Genomic DNA, 23,626 nt, shown 5'->3' with positions numbered 1-23,626 from the left:
TCAAAGGCGGGTCATCGGCGTTTAACGTTTCCCCCGGATCGATCACGACCTGGTCACAGACCGGACACGGACCGCAACCCCGAGCGGTTCGCCCCGCACCCCCGAGCGGGACGTCCGGCCGGGTCGCTCAGATCCGGAAGGAATGGTTGTGGCACGGCACCGCTCCCCCTCGGGCCGGCGCGCACACCTTGGGCCCCCGCTGTCGCTCGCCATGGCGACAGCGGGGGTCGGTGGCGCACACCGGTCGACCCCAGCCCGGCAACTCACCCCCTCACTCTCGATTCGTCTCGTCGCAACGGTCGTGGCAGGCGGCGCAGTCGCCGCAACAGGCCAGCACGTGCTCGCCACCGCTCTCCCGGCGGTCGTCGACGGCGCGAGCGCGTTGAGCCTCGGCATCAACGGGCTCGTCGGCCCCGACATGGATTTCCGCGTGGCAGCCGACGCCGCTCCGCTGGTCGCCGATCCTCCTCCCGCCGCCGCGGTGGCGGGGGTCGACCCCGCACCCGTCATCGCCGACGCGGCCTCGCTCGTCAAGGTGGCCGACTTACAGCGCTCCGTCACCGACGCAGCCGCTCGCTCCGCCGATCAGGCCGCGGCCAAGGCCGAGCAGGCCAAGGCGGAGGCCGCCCGTACCGAGCAGGCCAAGAAGGTGGCACCTGCGGCGGCCGTGGGCCGCGCGATCCAGATGGTCACCGGACGGGTCACGTCCGGGTTCGGGCTCCGCGGTGGCACCACGCACCAGGGCCTGGACATCGCCGCCCCCATCGGCACCCCCATCCGCGTCCCGATCGCAGGCACCGTGATCAGTTCAGGGCCCGCCAGCGGCTTCGGGCTCTGGGTGCGGGTCCGGCACGCCGACGGCACGATCACCGTCTACGGGCACATCAACCGCTCGCTCGTGAAGGTGGGCCAGAAGGTGGCGGCCGGCCAACAGATCGCCGAGGTCGGCAACCGCGGCGAGTCGACCGGGCCGCACCTGCACATCGAGGTCGTCACCCCGGCAGGCAAGAAGATCAACCCGCGCCCGTGGCTCGACCAGCACGGCATCCGTTACTAGTGGTCCGTCATTCGAATATCTGAAGTAACCGGTGTGGAGCCGGCCTGGCTTCACGCTGGTCGAAGCTCCGACAGCCGGCGGACGAGGAACCGACGCTCCAGGTCAGTGGCGGCCAGCCGCAGGGCGCGCTCGAAAGCCTCCCGGGCTTCGTCGTCGCGTCCCAGACGGCGTAGCAGCTCGGCCCGGGTGGAATGGTGGTAGCGGTACTCGCCGAGGTCGAGTGAGTCGACGAGTTCGAGCGCTCGTTCGGGTGCGCCCGCCTCGGCGAGAGCCACCGCGCGATTGAGGGCAACGACTGGCGAGCCGGTGAGACGTTCGAGGCGTTCGTAGAGCACCGTGACCTCGTTCCAGTCGATGTCCTCCTCGGCCTGCAGCGACGCGATCGCCGCCTGGAGCACGTACGGCCCGGCCGCCGATCGCAACGCCAGTGCCCGATCGAGCGCCGATCGGCCGGCCTCGACCTTTGCCTGGTCGTGCCGCGAACGGTCCTGCTCGGCCAACGGGATCAGCTCACCGCCCACCACACGCGCCTGACGGCGTGAGTCGTGGAGCAGCATCAGAGCAAGCAGCCCGTACACATCCGGTTCGTCGGCCATCAGGTCAGCCAGCAGTCGCCCCAGCCGGATCGCCTCGGCAGCAAGATCGCTGCGATCGGGGTAGCCCTCATTGAAGATCAGGTAGATCACCGCCAACACAACTGACAAGCGGTCCGGCAGCACACGGTCAGCCGGCACCGCAAACGGGATCCCCGTCGCCTTGATCTTGACCTTGGCCCGCGAGAGCCGGCGCTTCATCGTCTCCTCCGACACGAGGAAGGCGCGCGCGATCTCCTCGGTGGTGAGGCCTCCCAGAGCCCGCAGCGTCAGCGCCACCTGCGCCTCGACGGCCAGCGCCGGATGACAGCAGGTGAAGATCAGCTCCAGGCGTTCATCCTGGATCGTGCTGTCGTCGAAGTCGATCTCGTCCATGCTCGCGGTCAGCCGATCGTTCTGGAGCAGCCGACGCTTGTCCTCGAGCGTCCGCTCGCGTCGCACACGGTCGATGGCGCGGTTGCGCCCGGTGGCCACCAACCAGGCCACGGGGTGCTGTGGCATGCCGTCACGGGGCCACCGCTCGGCCGCGATCGCAAAGGCCTCTTGTGCGGCTTCCTCGGCGAGATCGATGTCACCGAGGAAGCCGACCAAGGACGCCAGAACGCGGCCCCACTCGCGCCGGAAAACCTCCTCGATCAGAAGCCGTCCTCCATCGGGATCTCCACCAACGGCCGGACCTCGACCGCACCGCCCAGCCGCACCGCCGGAATGCGCTGGACGAACTCCAACGCCTCGTCCAGGTCGGAGGCGTCGAGCACGTAGTAGCCGCCGAGCACCTCCTTGGTGTCGGCGAAGGGACCGTCGGTGATCAAGGCCTGGCCAGGGCTGTAACGAACCGTGGTCGCCGTCTCGGCTGATTGCAGATGGGCACCTCCGAGGCAGCGCGGGTCCTCGCGCAGCGCCAGGTACTCCGCGTTCACCGGTCCGTACTCGTCGGGTCCGAGCGCCTCGTGGCTACCCGGCTTCGGGAAGATGAGCAGTGCGTACTTCATCCGTGCCTCCTTGGGGGATCATCTCTCGACATCGAGACGAACAGGCGGCACCGCAGGGGACAGCGACCGTCGAAATTCTTCAGATGTCTAGGGCCCCGACCGAGAGCGGCTGTCCCTACCGCTACTCATCCCCGATCCCGAACACGCTGAGCGCACGCATCTTGTTCATGACGTCCAGCGCCGCCACCTTGTACGCCTCGGACAGCGTCGGGTAGTTGAGCACCGTGTCGACGAGGTAGTCGACCGTGCCGCCGCAACCCATGATCGCCTGGCCGATGTGTACGAGGTCGGTGGCGTTGGTGCCGAACACGTGCACGCCGAGCAGCTTGTGGTCCTCGGTGGACACCAGCAGCTTGAGCATCCCGTAGGAGTCACCGACGATCGCACCGCGGGCGAGCTCTCGGTAGCGCGACATCCCCACCTCGTACGGCACTGCCGACGTCGTCAGCTCCGCCTCGGTCTTCCCGCAGTAGGAGATCTCGGGAACCGTGTAGATGCCGATGGGCTGCAGCTGCTGCAGCTCCCGCACGGGCTCCCCGAACGCGTGGTTGGCGGCGAGGCGCCCCTGGTCCATGCTCGTGGCCGCGAGCGCGGGGAAGCCGATGACGTCGCCCACGGCGAAGATGTGGGGCACCGCGGTGCGGTACTGCCCGTCAACCGTGATCCGCCCGCGCTTGTCGGCTGCCAAGCCCGCCTTCTCCAGGGCGAGCTCGTCGGTGACGCCCTGACGGCCTGCCGAGTACATCACCATGTCCGCGGCGATCCGCTTGCCGCTCGCGAGGCTCGTGACGGTGCCCTTCGGGGTGATCTCGACCTTCTCGACCTCCTCGCCGAACCGGAACGTGACGGCCTGGTCGCGCAGGTGGAACTTGAGCGACTCGACGACCTCGGGATCGCAGAAGTCGAGCATCGAGGGCCGCTTCTCGACGACGGTGACGCGCGTGCCGAGAGCGGCGAACATCGACGCGTACTCGATGCCGATCACACCGGCACCGACGACCACCAGCGAGCCGGGCACGCGCTGCAGCGTGAGGATGGCGTCGGAGTCGATCACGTGTTCCTCGTCGAACTCGACCGCAGGCGGCCTGGCCGGCTTCGTGCCGGTGGCGATGATGATGTTCTCCGCGGTGACGGTGTTGTGGTCGCCGCGCCCCTCGCCCTCGACGACAACGGTGTGCGGGTCCTCGAAGCGGGCGGTGCCGCCCACGATGTCGATGTGGTTGCGCAGCAGTTGGTTGCGCACCACCTCGACCTCACGCCCGACGACGTGGGCGGTGCGGGCGAGCAGGTCGCTGATCGTGATCTCGGCCTTGACCCGGTAGCTGGCGCCGTACATGTCCCGCTGGGCGAACCCGGTGAGGTAGAGCACGGCCTCCCGCAGCGTCTTCGACGGGATCGTGCCCGTGTTGACGCAGACACCGCCCATCATGTTGCGCCGCTCGGCCACGCACACCCGCTTGCCGAGCTTCGCGGCCGCGATCGCCGCCTTCTGACCGCCGGGCCCGGAGCCGATCACCAGCAGGTCGTAGTCGTACACAGGAACGTCCTCCCACTCGCACTCTCGGCAGGCGCCCACCCGATCAGCGCCGGTGGCGGCCCAGCCACGCAGGCCAGCGTCGTGGGAGGAGGCACCCCGCGGCAAGCGCAGGAGGTTAACAGTCGACGACGACAATCCGGCGTCATCGTCCACAGAGCAGCTTCGAGCGCCGATCTCGGGCGCGCGAGGGCCCGGTTGTCCACAGGTGCAGGGCCAACGGCGGCCGGATCGCTCCTGCGTCCCCGATGCTCGGCGCATGGCAACTCCCGACATTCCCCGCTCTGCTTCGCCCTTGCGATCACCGTCAGGTTCGCCTGTCCGGGTCCGTGAGCCGGGCGAGCTGGTGGCAGCCATTCCCGTGCTGCTCGGCTTCCATCCCCGGGAGTCCCTCGTGCTCGTGGCCACCGGCGGTCGGTCCGGCCGCAGGCTGGGGCTCACTCTGCGGGTCGACCTCCCTCCGCCCGAACACGTCCGCGACCACGCCGCCTGCGCCGCCGAGCACCTGCTCCTCGACACACCCACCGGAGCAGCGGTCGTCGTGATCGCCGCCGCCGCTGCACCGCACGCGGAGCTGGTCGGGCATGTGATCCAGACGTTGGAACGGCACCAGGTCCGCGCCCACACCGTGCTGTGGGCGGAGAGCACGAGCGAAGGCGCCCGCTGGTCCTGCTACGACACCTGCGAATGCACCGGAGTTGTGCCGGACTTCTCCACCACCACGTTCGCAGCGGCGGCAGTCACCGCGGGCCAGGTCGTGTGGGCCGATCGGCGCGAGCTCGAGGCGCTGGTCGCGCCTGCCGACGTGGAGCGGATCCGGAGGCGGGAGGCGTTGCTGATCGAGGCTACGGACGAAGCGCTGGCCCGACCCGATCCCGGTGCCACCGTCGATGCCGCGGTCGTCGATGCCGCCATCGCCGATGCCGCAGCCGATCGGCTGGTGCTCGATGACGCCAGGATCGTCGCGCTCGCCGCGGCGCTCGCCGTTCCGGCCATCCGTGATGCAGCTCTGCTGCAGTGCATCGGGCCTGCGGCGGTGGCAGCCGAACAACTCTGGACGGCGCTGGTCCGCGAGACCCCCGATCCCGAGGCCGCCGAACCCGCCGTGCTGCTGGCCGTGTCGGCCCTGATGCGCGGCGACGGGGCACTGGCCAACATCGCGCTCGACCGGGCCGAACACGCATGGCCCGGCCATCGGCTGGCCGCGATCGTGCGCTCGGGTCTGCTCGGAATGCGCCCCGAGCAGATCAGGGAGTTGCTGCGCGACTGCGAGGGGCAGGTCGGTGGCGCCGTCCGTCGGGAGCGGCTGCTACGCAGGGGTCGCTCGTGATCACGCCACGGCGCGGCTCAGACGGGCTGCCTGCTCTGGGTGAAGCGCCAGGCGTCGCCCACGATCCTGGTGATGTCCGTGAACTGCGGGCGCCAGCCGAGATCGGACATCGCGGCCTCGCTGGAGGCGATGAGCACCGCCGGGTCGCCGTCCCGTCGCGGTGCGATGGTGGTGGGGATCGGGTGGCCGGTCACGGTCCGGCAGGCCTCGATCACCTCACGCACGGAGAAGCCGGTGCCGCTACCGAGGTTGTAGATGGAGTGCGCGCCCGGCTGGGCGTACTCCAACGCCAGCAGATGAGCCGCGGCCAGGTCGTCGACGTGGATGTAGTCGCGCACGCACGTGCCGTCGGGGGTGGGCCAGTCGTCCCCGAACACCTGCACCACGTCGCGCGTGCCGGACGCCACCTGCAGCACGAGTGGGATCAGGTGCGTCTCCACCGTGTGCCGCTCGCCGAAGCGGCCGTGCGCGCCGGCCACGTTGAAGTAGCGCAGGCTCACCGCCGCCAGGCCGTGCGCGATCGAGTACGACCTGATCGCGTGGTCGATGGCGAGCTTGCTGGAGCCGTAGGGGTTGGTGGGCCGGGTGGGGGCGTCCTCCCGGATCGGCACCTGCTCGGGCTCGCCGTAGGTGGCCGCGGTGGAGGAGAACACCAGCCGGGGCGTTCCGTGGTGGCGCATGGCCTCGAGCAGCCGGAACGTGGTCACGACGTTGCCCGACCAGTACAGCTCCGGCCGCTTCACCGACTCGCCCACGAGCGACTTGGCGGCGAAGTGCAGCACGCCGTCGAAGCCTTCGGCCAGCACGTCGTCCGCCGCTTCGGCGAGGTCGGCCCGCACGAAACGGGCGCCGTCGGGCACCGCGTCCTGGTGTCCGGTGGAGAGGTCGTCGAGCACCGTCACGTCGTGGCCCGCGTCCACCAGGTGTGCGGCGCAGACACTGCCGACGTAGCCGGCTCCACCGGTGACGAGCAGCTTCACGAGGTTCCTCCTGGGACGGGCCGGCTGCCGGGGCGTCTCGCCGACCGCCGCCGCGAGGCGGAGCAGGCCGGCGGCGCACACCGTCTCATGCCGCTTCCGCCCACCGGACGAGGGGGAGGAGCGGGGTCAGCGCGCCCGCACGAGCACGGCGTGAGCGATGAGCGGTGCCACCGTGGCCTCCGCGCCTTCGGCCGCCACGGGCACCGCATCGCCGAAGCGGGAGATGGAACGCACCTGCACGTCGCCCCCCGGCACGATGCCCGCGCACTTGAGCTCGGCCATCAGGTCGGCGTCCACCTGCACGTGCTCGGCGATGCGCCGCACCTCCACCATGCCGCCACCGCGCCGGGCGAACTCGTCGAGCCGCTGCAGCCCCACCTCGAGCGTGGGCGGTGCGGAGACGCCCACCGCCGCGGCGTCGTGGCGCTGCGAGAGCTCGTCCAGCCCGGGGATCGGGTTGCCGTAGGGGGAGATGGTGGGGTTGTCGAGCAGCTGCACGAGCTTGCGCTCGACGGCGTCGCTCATCACGTGCTCCCACCGGCATGCCTCGGCGTGCACCAGCTCCCACTCGAGCCCGATCACGTCGGAGAGGAGCCGCTCGGCCAGCCGGTGCTTGCGCATCACCGACACGGCCCGGGCCCGACCGTTGTCCGTCAGCTCCAGATGCCGGTCGCCGGCCACCACCACGAGGCCGTCGCGCTCCATCCGGGCCACGGTCTGGCTTACCGTCGGGCCGCTCTGGCCGAGGCGCTCCGCGATCCGCGCGCGCAGCGGTACGACGCCCTCCTCCTCGAGTTCGTAGATCGTCCGGAGGTACATCTCGGTCGTGTCGATGAGCTCATTCACGCGCCCAGCCCCTTCGTCAATACCCCATCTTATCGGGGCAGTGGCTCGTCGAGGTGCGCCAACCCCGACAGAATCGGCCAGGTGGCCACCCTGTTGCCACCATTGGTCGCCTCGTCCGACCTGCCACCCGCATCCCCACGCCCGCCTGGCGGCCACCGAGGCAAGCGCCCTGAGGCGCGCGGGGCCTGCTGATCCCTTACGGTCGCGCCATGACTCCGCGAGCCGCGGTCGTGTGGACGCCCGAGTTCCTGCGCTATGACCTCGGCGGCGAGCATCCGCTCGACCCGGTCCGTCTCGACCTGACGATGCGTCTCGCCACCGGGCTCGGCGTTCTGGAGGGCGTCGAGCCGCTGGTTCCCGAACAGGCGCCGGACGAGGAGATCCAGCGGGTCCACGTGCCCCCGTACCTTGCGGCGGTGAAGTCGGCTCCCGACGCCCCGTTCGAGGTCGGCCACGGGCTCGGCACCGAGGACAACCCGGTCTTCTTCGGCATGCACGAGGCCAGCGCGCTGGTGTGCGGCGGCTCGCTGCTCGCGGCCCGGGAGATCGCCGAGGGCCGGGCCGACCGCGCCGTCAACATCGCCGGCGGGCTCCACCACGCGATGGCCGACCACGCGTCCGGGTTCTGCGTCTACAACGACTGCGCCGTCGCGATCTCCTGGCTGCTCGACCACGGGTTCGACCGGATCGCCTACATCGACGTCGACGTCCACCACGGCGACGGCGTGCAGGCCGCGTTCTACAGCGACCCGAGGGTCCTCACCATCTCCTTGCACCAGCACCCGATGACGCTGTGGCCGGGCACCGGGTGGCCGGGTGAGTACGGCGAGGGCAAGGGGGCCGGATACGCGGTCAACCTGCCGTTGCCGCCCGGCACGGCCGACGGAGCGTGGCTGCGTGCGTTCCACGCGGTGGTGCCGTCGCTGATCACCGCGTTCCGCCCACAGATCCTCGTCACCCAGTGCGGGGTGGACACCCACGTCGAGGACCCTCTGGCCAACCTCGGGCTGTCCGTGGACGGCCACCGGGCCATCTACCGGGAGCTACGTCAGCTGGCCGAGCACGCCGCGGGCGGGAAATGGCTGGCCCTCGGGGGCGGCGGGTACGGGCTGTTCCGCGTGGTACCGCGGTCCTGGACGCACCTCGTCTCCACGGTGCTCGATCGCGACGTCGAGCCGCATCGGCCGCTGCCGGCCGGGTGGGTGGCCCACGCCGCGGCGCTCACCGGGCAGCGGCTGCCCACCGAGATGACCGACGGCCGCGAGATCGGTTACGAGCCCTGGACCGAGGGTTCCGACCGCGTCGACACCGCCGTGCTCGAAACCAGGCGAGCGGTCTTCCCCTTACACGGCCTCGACCCCGACGACCCCCGTGACTGAGGTCGACCCCGCGCCGGGCGCTGAAGCGCAGCCGGGCTACCCCCGCCACTGGGAGGCCGACGTCGTGGCCTCCGACGGTGGCATCGTGCATCTGCGCCCGATCCTGCCCAGCGACGCCGACGCGCTCGTGCGGTTCCACGCGAGCCTGTCGGAACGCACCCGTTACCTGCGGTTCTTCGGGCACTATCCGCGGATCTCGCCGCGCGACCTCGAGCGGTTCACCCGCGTCGACCACCACACGCGCGTGGCGTTCATCTGCCTGCTGGGCGACGAGATCATCGCGGTCGGGCGCTACGAGGGCCTTCCCGGGGAGGGCGGGCCCGGTGGCACCTCGGGCACGGAGGGCTCGGACTCGGCGGAGGTCGCGTTCGTCGTCCGCGACTCGCACCAGGGCCGCGGTCTCGGCTCGATCCTGCTGGAACACCTGGCCGCCGCCGCCCGGGAGAACGGGCTTCGCCGGTTCGAGGCCGAGGTGCTCATCGAGAACCACCAGATGGTCCGGGTCTTCCGGGATGCCGGCTACCAGGTGAGCCGGAAGTTCGACGAGGGCGTCCTGCACCTCGAGTTCGACGTCGATCCCACCGAGCGCTCGCTCGCCGTCCGCGACTCCCGCGAGCAGCGGGCCGAGGCGCGCAGCGTGCACAACCTGCTGCACCCCACCTCCGTCGCGGTGATCGGCGCGTCCACCGACCCCGCCAAGATCGGCCATGCCGCCCTGTCCAACCTGCTGCGGGCCAACTTCAGCGGGCCGGTCTACCCGGTCAACCCCGAGGCCCGCTCGGTCCGCGGCGTGCGTGCCTACGGCTCGGTCACGGACATCCCGGACGCCGTCGACCTCGCGGTGGTCGCCGTGCCCGCCGCGGGGATCGACACGGTGATGGACTCCTGCCTGGCCAAGGGCGTGAAGGCGCTGGTTCTGATGAGCGCGGGGTTCGCCGATGCGGGGGAGGGAGGCCTGGTCGCGGAACGGCGGCTCGTCGCGGAGGCGCGGGCCCACGGGATGCGGGTGGTCGGTCCGAACGCGCTCGGGGTCGCCAACACCGACTCCGAGGTCCGGCTGAACGCCACCCTCGCCCCTGACCTGCCCGGCCGCGGCCGGGTGGGGTTCTTCTCCCAGTCAGGGGCGCTCGGCATCGCGATCCTCGCCGCCGCCAAGGAACGGGGGCTCGGCCTGTCAACGTTCGTCTCCGCGGGCAACCGGGCGGACCTCTCGGGCAACGACCTGCTGCAGTACTGGCAGACCGACCCGGCCACCGACGTCGTGCTGCTCTACCTGGAGACGTTCGGCAACCCGCGCAAGTTCGCCCGGCTCGCGCGCCGCCTGGCGCGTACCAAGCCGATCGTGGCGGTGAAGAGCGGCCGCCACTCCGCCACCGTGCCGGCGTTCGCGGCGAGCGGTGTACCGATCGACGAGGCGAGCGTTCAGGCCCTGTTCGAGCAGGCAGGCGTGATCCGCGTCGAGACGCTGTCGCAGCTCTTCGACACCGCGCTCCTGCTGGCCTACCAACCGTTGCCGGCCGGGCCGCGGGTGGCCGTCGTGGGCAACTCCACCGCGCTGGGGCTGCTCGTCGGTGATGCGCTGCTCGACGAGGGAATGGAGCTTGCCGGGCCCCCGGTCGACGTCGGTGCGAGCGCTCCACCCGAGGAGCTCGCCGCCGCCGTCGCCTGGGCCATCGGCGACGCCGGGGCGCCGGGCGAGGCCAGCGGGCAGGCCGACGCACTCGTCGTGGTGTTCGTGCCCCCCATCGCCGTCCCGGGTGCGGCCTACGCACGGGCGCTGCGTGAGGCCGTCGCGAGAGCGGACAAGCCCGTGGTCGCGGTCTTCCTCGCGGCGGAGGGGGTGCCGGCCGAGCTGGCGGTTCCCCGCGAGGACGGCGGGCCGGGGCCGGGATCGGTGCCCAGCTACCCGAGCCCGGAGCGGGCGGCGGCGGCGCTCGCTCGGGTCAGCCGGTACGCCCGGTGGCGCTCGCGGCCCGTCGGGCAGTTCGTCTGCCCGCCGGGGCTCGACACGGAGCGGGCCCGGGAGCTGGTGGAGCGGTTCGGCGGTGGGCAACGCACCGAGCTCAGCGACGAGCAGGCGGTCGACCTGCTTGCCTGCTTCGGCATCACGGTCGTCGACTTCCGCCGCGTCTGCGGAGCCGATGCCGCCGTCGCCGCCGCCGAGGAGCTCGGCTACCCGGTGGTGCTGAAGGCGGTCGGTGACCGCTGGCGACACCGCACCGATCTCGTCGGAGTGCACCTCGACGTCGGCACGAGCGGCGGGGTGCGCCGCGCTCACGCGGACATCGCCCGGCTGACCGGCAGCGGCGAGGTCTACGTGCAGCGGATGGCGCCGAAGGGGGTGTCGTGCGTCCTGGAGGTCGTCGACGACCCGTCGTTCGGTTCGCTGCTGTCGTTCGGGCTCTCGGGGATGGCCACCGAGCTGCTCGGGGACCGTGCGTTCCGGGTGGTGCCGGTGTCGGACCAGGACGCGGCCGCACTGGTCCGCGCACCGCGGGCGGCCCCGCTGCTCGCCGGCTACCGCGGCACCGAGCCGGTCCGGCTGGACGCACTGGAGGACCTGGTGCTGCGCGTCGGCCGGATCGCCGAGGACCTGCCGGAGGTGCGCTCGCTCGCCCTCGACCCGGTGCTCGCCTCGGCCGAGGGCGTGTTCGTCACCGGAGCGCGGATCGTGCTGGGGCCGCCGCCCACGCGGCAGGAAAGCGGCCCCCGCCGCATCTGAGAGACGACCCCCGACCGCTACGCGGTGCGGGCGCTCACCGCCGGAACGACACCTGCAACGTCGGTTGGCTGACCCCGGCGAAGAAGTCGTTGCCCTTGTCGTCCACCACGACGAACGCCGGGAAGTCCTCCACCTCGATCTTCCACACCGCTTCCATGCCGAGCTCCGGGTACTCCAGGACGTCGACCTTGCGGATGCAGTCCTGGGCGAGCCGGGCGGCCGGGCCGCCGATCGAGCCGAGGTAGAACCCGCCGTAGGTGGCGCAGGAGGTGGTGACCTGCTTCGACCGGTTGCCCTTCGCCAGCATCACCAGCGAGCCGCCTGCGGCCTGGAACTGCTCGACGTAGGAGTCCATGCGGCCCGCCGTGGTGGGCCCGAACGAGCCGGAGGCGTAGCCCTCAGGCGTCTTGGCAGGCCCGGCGTAGTAAACGGGGTGGTTGCGCAGGTACTCGGGCATGGGCTCGCCTGCCTCCAGCCGTTCCGCGATCTTCGCGTGCGCGATGTCGCGCGCCACGACGAGCGGGCCGGTGAGCGAGACGCGTGTCTTCACCGGCAGCGACGAGAGCTGTGCGCGGATCTCGTCCATCGGCCGGTTCAGGTCGACATGCACTACCTCTTCGGAGAGGTCCTCGGAGCTGGTCTCGGGCAGGTAGCGCGCGGGGTCGCGCTCGAGCTGCTCCAGGAACACACCCTCCGGCGTGATCTTGGCCTTTGCCTGCCGGTCGGCGGAGCACGACACCGCGATGCCGACCGGGAGCGACGCGCCGTGGCGGGGCAACCGGATGACGCGCACGTCGTGGCAGAAGTACTTGCCGCCGAACTGGGCGCCGATGCCGAACTCGCGGGTGAGCTCGAGGACCTGCTGCTCGAGGTCGCGGTCGCGGAACGCGTGGCCGATGTCGGAACCGGCGTCGGGGAGCGTGTCGAGGTAGCGCGCGGAGGCGAGCTTGGCGACCTTGAGCGTGTACTCGGCGGACATCCCGCCGACGACGATCGCGAGGTGGTAGGGCGGGCAGGCCGAGGTGCCGAGCGAGCGCAGCTTCTCGTCGAGGAACCCGGCGAGCTTCTTCGGGTTCAGCAGCGCCTTGGTCTCCTGGTAGAGGAACGTCTTGTTGGCCGAGCCGCCGCCCTTGGCCATCACCAGGAACTCGTACTTCGGCGCCTGACCCGGTGCGCTGTAGAGCTCGACCTGCGCCGGGAGGTTGGTGCCGGTGTTCTTCTCGTCCCAGAACGACGTGGGTGCCATCTGCGAGTAGCGCAGGTTGAGCTCGTCGTAGGCCTCGAAGATGCCGCGTGAGACGGCCTCCTCGTCGTTGCCGCCGGTCAGTACCGTCTCGGTGCGCTTGCCGATGACGATCGCGGTGCCCGTGTCCTGGCACATCGGGAGCACGCCTCCCGCCGAGACGCACGCGTTGCGCAGCAGGTCGGTGGCCACGAACCGGTCGTTCGGCGAGGCCTCCGGGTCGTCGACGATGGCGCGCAGCTGCGCGAGGTGCGACGGGCGCAGCATGTGCTGGATGTCGTGCACGGCCTCGCGCACGAGTGCGGTGATCGTGGTGGGGTCGATGTTCAGGAAGGTGCGACCCGCGGCCTCGATCACCTGTCCCGGCGGCAGGTCGAGACGGCGGTACTCCGTGTCGTCGGGGCCGAGGGGAAGCACGTCTGTGTGGCGGAACTCGGGCACGCACCGAAAGTAACAGCGCGCTGGTGATGGAGTGAGGGGGGCGTGGGTCGGGAGGCCGGACCGGCCCCCGACCAGTCCGACCCCCCGGGGACGCGCGAGCGGACGGGCCGACCGCGCAAGCACGCCCTGAGACCTTCTCCCGTGGAGCCCGGAACGTCAACTTGTGGGCATGGCTAATCAGATATCCGTAGGGTCAGCGCCATGGCTGGATCGATTCTCGGCACCTCCGTCCGCCGAGTGGAAGACCTTCAACTGATCACCGGTGAGAGCACCTATGTCGGGAATCTCGCCCTCGATGGCGTCCTGCACGCCGCTTTCGTCCGTTCCCCGCTGGCCCACGCCAAGATCCTCGGGATCGACACCACCGAGGCGAAGGCCTCTCCCGGGGTCGTCGCGGTCTTCACCGCGGCGGATCTCGGCCTCCCCGCCCACCACGGGCTGATGGTCGTCAACCCCGACCTCCCGCGCCCGCCGCTCGCCACCGACCGCGTGCGCTTCGTCGGCGAGGCGGTGGCGGTCGTGATCGGCGAGACGAAGGCCGCCGCCGTCGACGCGGTCGAGCTCGTGGAGGTCGACTACGACCCACTGCCCGCCGTCGTCGACATGGAGGCGGCACTGGATCCTGCTTCCGAGCCGCAGTTCCCGGAACTGGGAAGCAACATCGCGGCAGGCGCCCGCTCCGACAACGACCCGCTCGACGACGCCGAGGTGGTCGTCCGGGCGCGGATGGTCAACCAGCGGCTCGCGGTGATGCCCATGGAGGGCAACGCGATCGCCGCGCTCCCGGGCCCGTGGGGCGAGGAGGGCGCGAACGACGAGCTGACGATCTGGGTGTCCACCCAGATGCCGCACGGCTTCCGCAACCAGGCGGCCACCGTCCTCGGCCTCGACGCCGACCGCGTGCGGGTGATCACCCCGCACGTGGGCGGTGGGTTCGGTGGCAAGGCCGGTCTTCTCGCCGAGCACACCGTCGTGATCGGGTCGGCTCGCGCGCTCGGCCGCCCGGTCACGTGGGTGGAGACCCGCTCGGAGAACCTCGTGTCGATGCCGCACGGCCGGGCACAGGTGGGGTACTACGAGCTCGGGCTCACCCGCGAGGGCGTCATCACCGGCCTGCGGGCCCGGGTCGTGGCCGACGCCGGTGCCTACGCCGGGTTCAACGGGGGGCTGGTGATGGGCCCGACGTTCCTGATGAGCCAAGGCGTCTACCGCATCCCGAAGATCGGGTTCGACGCGGCGGCGGCGCTCACCAACACCACCCCGGTCGGCGCCTTCCGCGGAGCCGGACGTCCGGAGGCCACGGCCTATCTCGAGCGGATGATGGATCTCGCCGCCGACGAGCTCGGCCTGGACCCGGTGGAGATCCGCAGGCGCAACTTCATCCAGCCGACCGACTTCCCGTACAAGACGATCCCGGGCGCGCACTACGACATCGGCGACTACGACCTCCCGCTGCGGGAGGCGCTACGCCTCGTCGACTACGACAAGGTCCGGGAGGAGCAGGCCACCCGCCGGGAGGCCGGCGACCCGGTGATGCTCGGTGTCGGGGTGAGCGTGTACGTCGAGATCACCGCGGGTGGCGGCGGCACCGAGTTCGGTTCGGTCACCGTGCACGCCGACGGCTCGGCCACGATCTCGGCCGGTACGTCCGGCCACGGCCAGGGCCACCCCACGGCGTTCGCCATGCTCGCCAGCGACCGCCTCGGCATCCCGATGGAGAAGATCCGCTTCGTGCAGTCCGACACCGCGGCCGTGCCGCGCGGTGGCGGAACGGGCGGCTCGCGGTCGCTGCAGATGGGCGGCAACGCCGTCCGTGCCGCGGCCGAGGACGTGCTGGAGCAGGCCCGGCGGCGCGCCGCGGCGATGCTCGAGGCGTCGGTCGACGACGTGCAGCTCACCGAGGACGGCGAGTTCGGTGTGGCTGGTGTGCCGTCGGTGACGCTGACGTGGGCGCAGGTGGCGGGCGCGGCGGAGAGCGACGGGGCAGAGCTCGCGGCCGCGCTCGACTTCCGCCAGGAGGGCGCGACGTTCCCGTTCGGGGCCCACGTGGCCGTCGTCGAGGTCGACACCGAGACCGGCCGGGTGACGCCGCTGCGACACGTCGCGGTGGACGACTGCGGGCGCATCCTCAACCCGCTGCTCGTCAACGGGCAGCAGCACGGCGGGCTCGCGCAGGGCATCGCGCAGGCGCTGTACGAGGAGGTCGTGTTCGACTCCGAGGGGCAGCCGCTCACCGCCACACTGGCCGACTACCGGATGCCGAGCGCGGCCGACCTCTTCACGTTCGAGACCGCCAACACCGAGACGCCCACTCCGATGAACCCGCTGGGCGCCAAGGGGATCGGCGAGTCCGCCACGGTCGGTTCGACGCCCGCCGTGCAGAACGCGGTGGTGGACGCGCTGCGTCCGCTCGGGGTGCGGCACGTCGACCTCCCGTGCACCCCGGAGCGGGTGTGGCGGGCCGTTCAGGACGCCCGCAGCGGAAACCCGGCCGACTTCTGGCGCGAGCCGCCCGCCGCGTTCGCCACGCTGCCCCTGCGTCACGGTGAGGTCGTGGAGGGCGGGGAGATCTGAGCCTCCCCGGTTTCCTCCCCGTCCGGATAGGGCGCGGTGCGCTCGCGCGTGACCGCGTCGGCTGATCGCTCCACAGTGTGACCGGAGTGACACACGTCCGGACGGGGAGGAGCTGCCGGTGAGCTCGACCATCGATGCCTCGGCGATCGACGCGGTGCTGCGTGACGCGGTCGAGAGCGGGGCGGTCCCCAATGCGGTGGCGATCGCTGCCGACCGCGACGGTGTGATCTACGAAGGGGCGGCCGGCCCCCGGGTGGCAGGCGGCGCCGATCAGGCGTCGCCCGACACCCATTTCCGGATCATGTCGATGACCAAGATGGTGGCCACGGTGGCCGCGCTGCAGTTGGTGGAGCAGGGCGCACTGGACCTGGACGCGCCGGTGGAGGCTTATCGCCCGGAGTTCGCCGAGGTGCAGGTGCTGGAGGGTTTCGACGGGGACACCCCCCGGCTGCGGGCGCCGGCGAGCCGGGCCACGGTACGGCACCTCGTCACGCACACCAGCGGGTTGAGCTACTGGTTCTGGAACGCCGACATCGCCCGCTGGCAGGAGCTGACCGGCACTCCGACCGTCACCTCCGGCAAGGACATCGTGTTCACCGCGCCGCTCGTGGCCGACCCGGGCAGCCGCTACGAGTACGGGATCAACACCGACTGGCTGGGGCGGGTCATCGAGGCGGCGTCCGGGATGACCCTGGACGTGGCGATCGCGCAGGGCATCACCGGCCCGCTCGGGATGCGTGAGACCTCGTTCGCGCCCACCGACGCGCAGCGCGCGAACACCGCCGCGGTACACGTCAAGGGCGAGGACGGCCGGTGGACCGACATCGGAGAGATCCTCTCGGCCACACCGGACTTCTGGGCGGGCGGGCACGGGCTCTACTCCACCCCGCGCGACTACCTGAGGTTCCAACGGGCCCTGCTGGGCGGGGGCACCTTCGAGGACGCCACGATCCTGAAGCCGGCCACGGTGGAGGCCGCGTTCACCAACCAGATCGGGGACCTGGACTTCCCCGCCTCGATCGACACCGCGGACCCTCGTTCGTCTCACGGATTCCATCCGGGTCCTGGCTACAAGTGGGGCTACGGTCTGCTGCTCAACACCGCTGACGTGCCAGGGATGCGCCGAGCCGGCAGCGGCGCCTGGGCCGGGCTGATGAACACCCACTTCTGGGTAGACCGCACCACGGGGATCACAGGTGCGATCTACAGCCAGTCACTGCCGTTCGTCCCGGAGGAGGCTCTCGTGGTGTACAACGCCTTCGAGAGTGCGCTCTACGCGAACCTCTGAAGCCGGATTCGGGTACGCCGCGTCGATGCAGCCCCCCGAAAGTGTGGTCGCAGCGGCGCTCGGCGAGACTCGCACCGTGACGACAGGTGAGGAGACGCGATGAGGCTGGCGACGATCCGCACGGCGACCGGGAACCGCGCGGTCCGGGTGGATGCCAATGCAGCCGTCGAGACGGGCGAGGCCGATGTGCGGGCGCTGCTGGAGCGCCCCGACTGGGCTGCGCATGCGGCCAACGCGGCCGGTCCGTCGCACCCTCTGGAGGGCCTGGACTACGCGCCGCTGGTGCCGTCCCCCGAGAAGATCATCTGCGTCGGGCTGAACTACCGCGACCACGTGCGGGAGATGGGCCACGAGATGCCCGACTACCCCACCCTGTTCGCGAAGTACGCCACGTCGCTGGTCGGTGCCTACGACGACATCGTGCTGCCGAGGGTGTCGGAGAAGATCGACTGGGAGGTCGAGTTCACCGTCGTGATCGGCCGTCCGGTGCGGCACGCGACGCCTGAGCAGGCCGTCGAGGCGATCGCGGGCTACACGGTGCTCAACGACGTGAGCGTGCGCGACTACCAGAGCCGCACCTCGCAGTTCCTGCAGGGCAAGACCTTCGAGAAGACCACGCCGCTGGGCCCCTGGCTGGTCACGCCCGACGAGGTGCCGGACGGCGGCCTGGAGGTCACCACCGTCGTCGACGGGGAGACGCTGCAGAGCTCCAGCACCGCCGAGCTCGTGTTCAACCCGGTGGACCTCGTGGTCTACCTGTCCACGATCATGACGCTGAACCCCGGCGACGTGATCGCCACCGGCACGCCCGGCGGCGTCGGCCACGCCCGCAAGCCTCCGCGCTACCTGACCGACGGTGCGAAGGTCGTCACCACGGTGGCCGGGGTCGGCGAGTGCCGCAACACGTGCCGCCTCGAGCCGGTGCCATGACCAGCCCGGCCAACATCGGCACGAGCCCGCGGTCGCTGACCAACAGCCTCGCGTGGGCGGCCGACGGCGCAGCGCACCTACGTGGGCTGATGACGCGGATGGGCGACGACGCCTTCGCGGCGCCGTCGGCCCTGCCGGGTTGGAGCCGGGCACACGTGCTGACGCACCTCGCCCGCAGCGCCGACGGCATGGTCAACCTGCTCACCTGGGCCCGCACCGGCGTGCGCACACCTGCCTACGCCAGCCTGGAGCAGCGCAGCGCCGACATCGAGGCCGGAGCAGCCCGCAAGCCCGCCGAGATCCGTGACGACGTCGTCACGTCGTCGGACCGGCTGGCCCAGGTCGTGCGGAAGATGCCGCGCGAGGCGTGGTCGGCGCGGGTCACGAACGTGCAGGGCCGGGAGATCCCGGCGTCCGACATCCCGTGGATGCGGGCGCGCGAGATGTGGATCCATGCCGTCGACCTCGACGTCGGGGCGTCGTTCGCCGACCTTCCGGCGCCGATGCTCGCGGAGCTGCTCACCGAGGTGGCGTCGATGATGGGCGAGAAGACCGACTGCCCGGGCCTGCGTCTGGTCGCCCCTGAGCGTTCCTGGAACACCCGCGACGTGCCCGACCCCGTGACCGTCACCGGGCCGGCTCCCGAACTGGTGGCGTGGCTGCTGGGGCGCAGCACGGGCCGGCCGCTGCGCTGCATCGACGGCGGGAAGCTCCCGGCACTGCCGCGCTGGCTCTGACAGGGCGAGACCGTCACGGTCGCGGGGAGGATCCGGATCCTCCCCGCGACCGGTCGATGGATCTCTGCCGGGAGCTCAGCCGAGCCAGGTGATGGGCGGCTCGGCTGCCGCACGTGGCGCGGGCTCGGCACCCGTAGGTGTGCCGAGGTAGACCCAGCCCATCACTTCTTCGCCGTCGTCGAGCCCGAGGTGGGCACGCACCTTCGGCGCGTCGCCGTACCACCCGGTTCGCCACATCGCGCCGACACCGCGGACGTGGGCGGCGAGCACGACGCCGTACGCCACGCAGGCCGCTGACGCGCGCTGCTCCCAGAACGGGACCTTCGGGTGCTGCCGCGGCGCCGACACGACCACGACGATCAGCGGGGCGCGCAGCGCCTTCACCCGGGTGCGGCTCAGATCGGTGGGACCGGCGTTCGGATCGCGCTCGGCGTGGGCCGCGGCGAAGGCATCGCCGAGAGCCTCCCGTGCCGTCTCCTCGACCACGATGAACCGCCACGGGCGAAGACGCGCGTGGTCGGGCGCGGAGCATGCGGCGACCAAGATCTCTTGTAGCGTCTCGCGGGGTGGGGCGGGCGAGGCCAGCGCAGCCCTTGATCGTCGATCCCGCAGTACTGACAGCGGATCCGCACCGCTCACCGACACCTCCGACCGTGAGAGTTGCTGTAAGGCTAGCCTTATTTCTTCCGCATGTGGACCACCAAGATCCTGGAGGCCGAACGGTGCAGTTCCGCTACGGAATCGAGCACGAGTGCGCGCTGCTCCACCCCGACGGCAGCTTCGCCGACTACACCGACACCCCGTTCGACGAGCTGCAGGCCGTCGTCGACGCACTACCGGAGGACCCCTCCGACTACCCCGACCTGCGCATCGGCGACCAGGGGATCAAGCGCAAGCGTTGGTACGTGGAGGGCTACGAGCGGTTCGACACCGACGGGCAGCTGGTGCGCTGCGACCCCAAGGGCATCGAGATCCGCACCCGGATCCACCCCTCCATCGACGCCACGGTCAGCGCTGTCCAGAAGGACGTGGCCCGGCTCGACGACGCGCTCGCCACCTCGCAACTGCGCAGCACGGTGATCGCGTTCAACCCCGTGCGCTCGGAGTACGTGATCGAGCCGCCGCTCAACGAGTGGGAGCGCCGCCACCGGCTCGGCTCGCCGGAGGAGCGCACCGCCCACCTGCACATGTCGACCTACGGGCCCGACCTGAACCTCTCCTGCGACGCACTCGACACCACCGCACTGGTCGATGTCGCCCGCAAGCTGACGTACTACAGCCCGTGGCTCGTGCCGCTGTCGTTCTCGTCGCCGTTCCGCGACGGGGGGCCCTGGGGTGGCCTCTCGGCACGCACGGCGATCCGCACCGGGGTGCGACCGGCGGTGCTGGTGTTCCTCGGCGACGGCGACGAGCAGGTGGAGGCCGACCCGTCGCTCACACAGCGAGCGCGGCTCGCGGCCGAGGTGGGGCGCATCGAGTTCAAGGCGTTCGACGCCTGCCCCGACCTCGAGCTCTACGGGGAGCTGCTCAGCTTGCTCACCGGACTCGTGCTGGACGAGACGCTGCCCGGGCGCCGCACCACGCCGGACGCCCAGCTCCACCGGCACGTCGCGGTGGCCGGGCTGGGCGACGACGACGTGCACGCCGGCACGGGAGCGCTTCTCGACGCAGCAGCAGCGGCGCTCGCCGGCCGCGACGACGACCTGGCCCGGCTCGAGCGGTTGCGCGAGCGCTGGGCGGGCAGGGAAAGCCCCGCCGCCGAGATGCTCGCCCGGTACGAGGCCGGCGAGCGCGTCGCAGGCCTGCGCCGTCCCGGCGCGTGAACGACCCCACCTGACCGGCGAGCCGCCCGAAGCTCGCGAGTCGCCCGGAACCTGGGCGCGAGTCGCCCGAAATTTCTGCTTGCGCCACTCGTTCGGGCGACTCGCGCAGGGGTACGGACGCCGCGGATCACCCCTCCGAGACTCGCGAACCATCCTGGGTACGTGGATTCAGACTCGCTACGGCCCCGGAACTCATCGGTCGCGCGTTCGTCCACGTCACCACGGATGGCTCACCGCACGGGCGCGGCCGCGGGGCCCCGCGCCCGTGCGGGAGGTCTCAGCTGTACGAGTGCGCAGCGTCGGGGTACTCCCCGCCGCGCACGTCGTCACCGAACCGCCTCGCGGCGTCCAGCAGGACTCCGCCGAGGTCGGCGTACTGCTTGACGAACCGCGGCTTGCGCCCGCGGTTCATCCCGGCCATGTCCGACCACACGAGCACCTGGGCGTCGGTGTCCGGGCCGGCGCCGATCCCGACCGTCGGGATCACGAGCTCGGCCGTCACTCGCTTGGCGACGTCCGCGGGCACCATCTCCAGCACCACCGAGAACGCCCCTGCCGCCTGCAGCGCCAGCGCGTCCTCCACCAGCCGCTCACCCGCGTCGCCACGACCCTGGATCCGGTACCCGCCGAGCGCGTGCTCGCTCTGCGGCGTGAACCCCAGGTGGGCCATCACCGGGATGCCGGCGCCCACCAGCGCCTCGACCTGCGGGGCGAACCGGGCCCCGCCCTCGAGCTTGACGGCGTGCGCGCCGCCCTCCTTGAGGAAGCGGAAGCCGGTGGAGAGCGCCTGCTCCGGGCCGATCTGGTAGCTGCCGAACGGCAGGTCGGCCACCACGAGCGCGGACCTGGCGCCACGCACCACCGCCCGGACGAGCGGGATCAGCTCGTCGACGGTGACGGGGAGGGTGCTGTCGTAGCCGTAGACGTTGTTGGCGGCCGAGTCGCCGACCAGCAGGACAGGGATGCCGGCCTCGTCGAAGATCTCGGCGGAGTACATGTCGTAGGCGGTGAGCATCGGCCAGCGCTCGCCGCGCTCCTTCATCTCGCGCAGGTGGTGGACGCGGGTCCGCTTCGGCCTGCCCGTTGTGGGGGCCGGTTGCGAGCGGTAAGGCGGCTGTACCTCGCCAGATGTGGCGGCGGTCGGTATCGGCGTGGTGGGCTGCTGCGACATCATCGTCCGTCCTCCCTCGAGGCCCGTGCAGGGTCCCCGGGTCGTCACGTGCTGGTGAACAAAGCGTGACATTGCGAAGCCCCGCCGCAGCGGCTCTGGGATGGAGTTCACACGCGGGTGGCGTGAGGCCGGGTGAGGCTCGGGCGGGGGGAGATACAGGACGATCCGGCGCTGGCATGCTGACCCGGTGTCAGACCGCATCAGATCGACCACATTCGTCGCAGCATTGTGTTGCGCCGCTCTGCTGTTGGTGGCGTGCACCCAGTCGACGACCGGCACGGCCGGTCCGGGCGGCACCGACCAGAAGGCACAGCTGGCCCGCTTCTACGAGCAGCAGCTCTCCTGGGGACCATGCGCGGACTTCGCTGTGTCGGCGACTGACCAGGAGGCCTTCGCCGACCCGAAGTTCGCGTGCGCGCGCCTGGAGGTGCCGCTCGACTACGCCGATCCGGGCGGCCGGACGGCGCAGATCGCGGTCCTGCGGCAGAAGGCGACCGGGGAGCGGATCGGGTCGCTGGTGATCAACCCCGGCGGCCCTGGCGCGTCGGGGACGAGCGCAGCCGCGTCGCTGTCCAGCCGGGTCGCCCAGAGCCCGCTGAACCAGCGCTTCGACCTCGTCGGGTTCGACCCGCGCGGCGTGGGCGCGAGCCGGCCTGCCCTCGACTGCCTGAACGACGCCGAGTGGGAGGCCGAACGGGCCGACCTGGACGTCGACCCGTCGCCCGCGGGGATCGACCAGACCGAGGCCGAGAACCGGCAGTACGCGGAGCGGTGCAGCGAGCGGTCCGGCGGACCTGAGGTGCTGTCGAACGTCGGCACTCGTGACGTCGTCAAGGACCTCGACATCCTGCGCGCGGCACTCGGCGACGAGAAGCTCACCTACCTCGGCTTCTCCTACGGCACGCGCATCGGCTCCGCCTACGCGGAGGCGTTCCCGCAGAACGTGCGTGCGCTCGTGCTCGACGGCGCGCTGGACCCGACCGAGACCACGGTGGATCGCACCGTGAAGCAGAACGCGGGGTTCCAGCAGGCGTTCGACGCCTTCGCCGCCGACTGCGCGCGTCAGCCGAACTGCCCGCTCGGCACCGATCCCGCCAAGGCGACCACGGCGTTCCAGACGCTGACCCGTCCGCTGATCGACAAACCCGTGCAGGCCGAGAACGGCGCCCGCACGCTGTCCTACCCGGACGCGGTGACGGGCACGATCCAGGCGCTCTACCTCTCCCAGCTGTGGCCGGCGCTCTCGCGCGGCCTGTCCCTGCTGGCGTCGGGCGACGGCACGATCCTGCTGCGGCTGGCCGACATCTACAACGGCCGCGACCCCGACGGCCGCTACGCCAACGACATCGAGGCGTTCATCTCCATCAGCTGCGTGGACGAGGAGCGGATCACCGACCGGGCCCAGCAGGCGGAGCTGATCCGGCGGGCGAACGAGGCCGCTCCCTTCCGCAACGACGGGCGCGGCATCGTGCCGGCACTCGACCCCTGCGCGTTCTGGCCGAGCCCGCCCACGAGCCAGCCACACGTGCCGCAGGTGCAGGGCCTCCCGGCCACGCTCGTGATCTCGACGACGGGGGATCCGGCCACGCCGTACCAGGCAGGGGTGGACCTGGCGAAGGCGTTGCACGGGAACCTGCTCACCTACCAGGGCACGCAGCACACGGTGGCCCTGCAGGGCGTGCCCTGCGTGGACGACGCCGTCTCGAAATACCTGATCGACGGTGCGTTGCCACCGGCGGACACGGTGTGCAGCGCCGGCTGACCGGGGGCGGTGGCGGGCGCTCCGGCGCCTGTCCACCTGCGTGCGGAACGGTGATTGACAACCCCCCACGACTGGCAATCACCGATCCGCCGCACCCGTGCGCCGTTCGTGGCGGACGCGGCTGACCGACCGTGACAGTCCTCGTCATCACCGTGTCCCTGCGCCGTCCTTCTAGCGGAATTCGGCGCAAACGGTGGTCAATCGGCTACTACCGGTAGCATCCA

18 protein-coding genes are annotated in these 23,626 nt (G+C 71.1%); 10 read left to right on the top strand and 8 right to left on the bottom strand.

The annotated features are described in order from the left end of the window. Positions 1–301 precede the first annotated feature (301 nt). A complete protein-coding gene (locus tag ABD743_RS01125) occupies positions 302–1,057 on the top strand; it encodes a M23 family metallopeptidase (RefSeq protein WP_344717819.1) in 756 nt (251 codons plus the stop codon). Positions 1,058–1,107: 50 nt separating this feature from the next. On the opposite strand, the gene ABD743_RS01120 is transcribed toward ABD743_RS01125, so the two are convergent. The 3 genes from ABD743_RS01120 to sthA form a co-directional block, all read right to left on the bottom strand. Next, on the bottom strand, positions 1,108–2,286 hold the full coding sequence (locus ABD743_RS01120) for an RNA polymerase sigma factor (RefSeq protein ID WP_344718761.1): 1,179 nt from the start codon (positions 2,284–2,286) through the stop codon (positions 1,108–1,110). After that, positions 2,286–2,642, bottom strand: coding sequence for a YciI family protein (locus tag ABD743_RS01115; RefSeq protein WP_344717817.1), 357 nt, complete (start codon positions 2,640–2,642; stop codon positions 2,286–2,288). Before ABD743_RS01115 ends, ABD743_RS01120 begins: the two co-directional genes overlap by 1 nt. A gap of 121 nt (positions 2,643–2,763) precedes the next feature. Further along, entirely contained in the window at positions 2,764–4,179 is a 1,416-nt protein-coding gene (gene sthA / locus ABD743_RS01110) for a Si-specific NAD(P)(+) transhydrogenase (RefSeq protein WP_344717815.1), read from the bottom strand. Positions 4,180–4,522: 343 nt separating this feature from the next. Between sthA and ABD743_RS01105 the strand changes: the two genes are divergently transcribed. Continuing rightward, complete coding sequence (locus ABD743_RS01105; protein WP_344717813.1) at positions 4,523–5,506, top strand: DUF4192 domain-containing protein; 984 nt, start codon at positions 4,523–4,525, stop codon at positions 5,504–5,506. A 17-nt stretch (positions 5,507–5,523) separates the two neighbouring features. Here the strand turns inward: ABD743_RS01105 and galE are convergent, their stop codons facing one another. Both galE and ABD743_RS01095 read right to left on the bottom strand, forming a co-directional pair. Beyond that, entirely contained in the window at positions 5,524–6,486 is a 963-nt protein-coding gene (gene galE, locus ABD743_RS01100) for a UDP-glucose 4-epimerase GalE (protein WP_344717811.1), read from the bottom strand. Positions 6,487–6,612: 126 nt separating this feature from the next. Further along, positions 6,613–7,332, bottom strand: a complete 720-nt coding sequence (locus ABD743_RS01095) for an iron-dependent transcriptional repressor DtxR (RefSeq protein WP_344717809.1) — start codon at positions 7,330–7,332, stop codon at positions 6,613–6,615. 209 nt (positions 7,333–7,541) lie between these two features. On the opposite strand from ABD743_RS01095, the gene ABD743_RS01090 reads away from it, so the two are divergent. Both ABD743_RS01090 and ABD743_RS01085 read left to right on the top strand, forming a co-directional pair. Further along, a complete protein-coding gene (locus ABD743_RS01090) occupies positions 7,542–8,711 on the top strand; it encodes an acetoin utilization protein AcuC (RefSeq protein ID WP_344717807.1) in 1,170 nt (389 codons plus the stop codon). Further along, positions 8,704–11,433 (top strand): bifunctional acetate--CoA ligase family protein/GNAT family N-acetyltransferase, encoded by a 2,730-nt coding sequence (locus tag ABD743_RS01085; protein ID WP_344717805.1) that lies wholly within the window; start codon positions 8,704–8,706, stop codon positions 11,431–11,433. Before ABD743_RS01090 ends, ABD743_RS01085 begins: the two co-directional genes overlap by 8 nt. Before the next feature lie 34 nt (positions 11,434–11,467). Here ABD743_RS01085 and ABD743_RS01080 read toward each other — a convergent pair whose 3' ends face one another. Continuing rightward, entirely contained in the window at positions 11,468–13,117 is a 1,650-nt protein-coding gene (locus tag ABD743_RS01080) for a fumarate hydratase (RefSeq protein ID WP_344717803.1), read from the bottom strand. Between the two features lie 201 nt (positions 13,118–13,318). Between ABD743_RS01080 and ABD743_RS01075 the strand changes: the two genes are divergently transcribed. From ABD743_RS01075 to ABD743_RS01060, 4 genes are all read left to right on the top strand, one after another. After that, the gene (locus tag ABD743_RS01075) at positions 13,319–15,691 is read left to right on the top strand and encodes a xanthine dehydrogenase family protein molybdopterin-binding subunit (RefSeq protein WP_344717801.1); all 2,373 of its coding nucleotides are present in this window, start codon (positions 13,319–13,321) and stop codon (positions 15,689–15,691) included. A 118-nt stretch (positions 15,692–15,809) separates the two neighbouring features. Continuing rightward, a complete protein-coding gene (locus tag ABD743_RS01070; RefSeq protein ID WP_344717799.1) occupies positions 15,810–16,979 on the top strand; it encodes a serine hydrolase domain-containing protein in 1,170 nt (389 codons plus the stop codon). Between the two features lie 99 nt (positions 16,980–17,078). After that, complete coding sequence (locus tag ABD743_RS01065) at positions 17,079–17,909, top strand: fumarylacetoacetate hydrolase family protein (protein ID WP_344717797.1); 831 nt, start codon at positions 17,079–17,081, stop codon at positions 17,907–17,909. Beyond that, entirely contained in the window at positions 17,906–18,646 is a 741-nt protein-coding gene (locus ABD743_RS01060) for a maleylpyruvate isomerase family mycothiol-dependent enzyme (RefSeq protein WP_344717795.1), read from the top strand. Before ABD743_RS01065 ends, ABD743_RS01060 begins: the two co-directional genes overlap by 4 nt. Positions 18,647–18,721: 75 nt before the next feature. On the opposite strand, the gene ABD743_RS01055 is transcribed toward ABD743_RS01060, so the two are convergent. Beyond that, entirely contained in the window at positions 18,722–19,285 is a 564-nt protein-coding gene (locus tag ABD743_RS01055; RefSeq protein WP_344717793.1) for a nitroreductase family protein, read from the bottom strand. A gap of 83 nt (positions 19,286–19,368) precedes the next feature. Between ABD743_RS01055 and ABD743_RS01050 the strand changes: the two genes are divergently transcribed. Continuing rightward, entirely contained in the window at positions 19,369–20,469 is a 1,101-nt protein-coding gene (locus ABD743_RS01050; RefSeq protein WP_344717792.1) for a glutamate-cysteine ligase family protein, read from the top strand. Between the two features lie 277 nt (positions 20,470–20,746). Here the strand turns inward: ABD743_RS01050 and panB are convergent, their stop codons facing one another. Next, on the bottom strand, positions 20,747–21,640 hold the full coding sequence (panB, locus tag ABD743_RS01045; RefSeq protein ID WP_379659133.1) for a 3-methyl-2-oxobutanoate hydroxymethyltransferase: 894 nt from the start codon (positions 21,638–21,640) through the stop codon (positions 20,747–20,749). Positions 21,641–21,827: 187 nt separating this feature from the next. On the opposite strand from panB, the gene ABD743_RS01040 reads away from it, so the two are divergent. Further along, positions 21,828–23,402 (top strand): alpha/beta hydrolase, encoded by a 1,575-nt coding sequence (locus ABD743_RS01040; protein ID WP_344717790.1) that lies wholly within the window; start codon positions 21,828–21,830, stop codon positions 23,400–23,402. Positions 23,403–23,626: the final 224 nt, after the last annotated feature.

The sequence above is a fragment of the Pseudonocardia yunnanensis genome, from assembly GCF_039534065.1.
In the GTDB taxonomy this organism is placed as follows: Bacteria; Actinomycetota; Actinomycetes; order Mycobacteriales; family Pseudonocardiaceae; genus Pseudonocardia; species Pseudonocardia yunnanensis.
The sequence above is the reverse complement of the archived record's forward strand: the minus strand, read 5'-3'. Positions and strand labels throughout refer to the sequence as shown.

What these genes read in the sequence shown, in the direction of transcription:
- ABD743_RS01115 (WP_344717817.1), bottom strand. Translation starts at nt 2,642, where the DNA reads ATGAAGTACGCACTGCTCATCTTCCCGAAGCCGGGTAGCCACGAGGCG.
- ABD743_RS01090 (WP_344717807.1), top strand. Translation starts at nt 7,542, where the DNA reads ATGACTCCGCGAGCCGCGGTCGTGTGGACGCCCGAGTTCCTGCGCTAT.
- ABD743_RS01075 (WP_344717801.1), top strand. Translation starts at nt 13,319, where the DNA reads ATGGCTGGATCGATTCTCGGCACCTCCGTCCGCCGAGTGGAAGACCTT.
- ABD743_RS01065 (WP_344717797.1), top strand. Translation starts at nt 17,079, where the DNA reads ATGAGGCTGGCGACGATCCGCACGGCGACCGGGAACCGCGCGGTCCGG.
- ABD743_RS01060 (WP_344717795.1), top strand. Translation starts at nt 17,906, where the DNA reads ATGACCAGCCCGGCCAACATCGGCACGAGCCCGCGGTCGCTGACCAAC.
- panB (WP_379659133.1), bottom strand. Translation starts at nt 21,640, where the DNA reads ATGTCGCAGCAGCCCACCACGCCGATACCGACCGCCGCCACATCTGGC.